At 58.7% G+C, this 2,251-nt stretch carries 2 protein-coding genes and 1 tRNA gene; 1 reads left to right on the forward strand and 2 read right to left on the reverse strand.

Going from position 1 to position 2,251, the window contains the following annotated elements; genetic code table 11:
• Nucleotides 1–162 precede the first annotated feature (162 nt).
• Both BLX41_RS16595 and BLX41_RS16600 read right to left on the reverse strand, forming a co-directional pair.
• The gene (locus BLX41_RS16595) at nucleotides 163–885 is read right to left on the reverse strand and encodes a lysophospholipid acyltransferase family protein (protein ID WP_123725771.1); all 723 of its coding nucleotides are present in this window, start codon (nucleotides 883–885) and stop codon (nucleotides 163–165) included.
• A 212-nt stretch (nucleotides 886–1,097) separates the two neighbouring features.
• Nucleotides 1,098–1,787, reverse strand: coding sequence for a crotonase/enoyl-CoA hydratase family protein (locus tag BLX41_RS16600; RefSeq protein WP_123725772.1), 690 nt, complete (start codon nucleotides 1,785–1,787; stop codon nucleotides 1,098–1,100).
• A gap of 318 nt (nucleotides 1,788–2,105) precedes the next feature.
• Between BLX41_RS16600 and BLX41_RS16605 the strand changes: the two genes are divergently transcribed.
• Nucleotides 2,106–2,195, forward strand: a tRNA-Ser gene (locus BLX41_RS16605).
• Nucleotides 2,196–2,251: the final 56 nt, after the last annotated feature.

A 2,251-nucleotide genomic window follows, 5' to 3' on the forward strand; every position in this document is an offset into this window, starting at 1 on the left:
CCATGGTTGCGGTTCACTTCTTCTTATCAATGGTGGCGATGAAAGATCAGCAGCAGCTTAGCCTGCAATGCAGCATCAGAGTCACTGGCAGAGCTCGAGTTCGCCGACAAATAAAAGCCCGCACGAGGCGGGCTTGGCAGTGTCACTGATGTGCCGGCAGCTTCAGGCCGCTTGCAGTTGGCGATCCATATTGGCGATGCACTCGCGCATCTGCTCGCGGCACTGGGCAATCAGCAATGGCATATCGTCCATGGTCAGCCCGACCGTGGGGATAGCCGGCAGCGAACGGATAAGGATCTTGCCGCCGTTCCAGCGGTTCAGGCGCATGTGCTTGATGTAGCTGCTGACGCACACCGGCACGATCGGCACGCCGGCGGCGATGGCCATCTGGAAGGCGCCTTTCTTGAAGGGCAGCAGCTCTTCGCCGAAGTTGCGCGTGCCCTCCGGGAAGACCCAGATCGAGGTGTCCTTGTGCTGCAGGGTGTGGGTGGTGGTGAGCATCGAGCGCCGGGCTTTGTGCGGGTTGCCGCGGTCGATCAGGACGTTGCCTGCCAGCCAGAACAACTGGCCGAACAGAGGCACCCATTTCAGGCTCTTCTTGCCGATGCACACGGTGCGTCGTGGTACCACGTTACCGAACACGAACAGGTCGTAGTTGGATTGGTGGTTGGCGATGATCACGCAGCTCTCGGGTTTGTCCATCAGTGGCCCGACTTCGGCTTTGACCCGCAGGCGCAGAATGCACATGGCCGGCCAGGCGTAGAGGCGGGCGCATAGGCGGCTGTTGTCCGGGTTGAACGGGCGGCACAGCCCCAACAGCAGGCCCAGGCTGCCGGCCAGGATAAAGTGCAGGCCCATCAACGACATACGAAACAGATACAGCATCTAAACGGCCCACCGGGGACAAAAGGTGGCGCAGTGTACGGATGTGCACTGTTTTCGGCAATTACCGTTCTCAGCCGGGAGATGGGCGATGTTTAAGGGCATGTTTCCGACTGCGATGACCAGCAGCGGTCTAGAGCGGTTGGTGCTGGGTGTTCAGCCGAATGCAAAAAGCCCGACACGGAGGTCGGGCTGGTTCAGAGGCAGCGGGTGTTTTAGCTCAGGTGTTCCTGATCCTGGATGATGGCGTTGTCCAACGTCTCCAGCAGTGCCTTGCGCACTTTCAGCTTGGTGTTCTTGTGGGCCAGCATGTTGATCTTCTTCAGTTGCCGTGCTGCAGCCAGGGCGGCGCCCTGCAGTTCCTCGGCGCTCACCACCTTGTCGAGGAAGCCGGCATCCACAGCGCTCTGAGGATCGAACATCTCGCCATTGATCACCGAGCGATGGAAGGCCGAGCGCCGCAGACGATCACGGGCCAGTTCGATCCCTGCGTGGTGCATGGTCATGCCGATCTGTACTTCATTGAGGCCGATGCTGAATGGCCCGTCGACGCCGATACGGTAGTCCGCCGACAGCAGCAGGAAGGCGCCCTTGGCCACAGCATGGCCGGGGCACGCCACGATCACCGGGAAGGGGTGGGACAGCAGGCGGCGAGCCAGGGTCGAACCCAGGGTCACCAGCGCCACCGCTTCTTTCGGGCCGGCGGTCATCACCTTGAGGTCGTAACCGCCGGAAAGAATCCCCGGCTGACCGGTGATGATCACCACTGCGCGATCGGCCGTTGCTTGATCCAGCGCGGCATTGAAAGCGGCAATCACGTCCGGGGAGATGGCATTGACCTTGCCATTGCTCAAGGTCAGGGTCGCGATACCGTCTTCGAGATGGTAGGAAATCAACTCACTCATGACGCAATTCCTTGTATTGAAGTGCAGCAGACGTTACCCACCACAACAGATCTGGTAAAGCGCCATGACTGACTGGTGAGTCAGGCTTATGGCCCGACATCGGCCTGCATGGCGCTGCGGGTAACGGGTGGTTTCTTCTATATAGCTGTGGGCGAGGCTGGAGAATGGCCGGTTTGCCTTGTCGTCGATGGGGGCGGGGGCCCTTCAACGAGGGATCGGCCTTAAGCGCATGAAAATTCTGAAAAAAAAGTTTGCCATCTGAAAAGCTATCGACTACATTAGCGCGCCTCGACAGACTGAATTGGTTTGAAGAGATACGGTGAAGTGTCCGAGTGGCTTAAGGAGCACGCCTGGAAAGTGTGTATACAGGAAACTGTATCGAGAGTTCGAATCTCTCCTTCACCGCCACATTCTGAAAACGCAAACCCCTGATTTTCCTAGAGAAAGTCGGGGGTTTTTGGTTT

It is taken from the genome of Pseudomonas protegens, assembly GCF_003732485.1.
GTDB classification, from domain to species: Bacteria; Pseudomonadota; Gammaproteobacteria; order Pseudomonadales; family Pseudomonadaceae; genus Aquipseudomonas; species Aquipseudomonas protegens_B.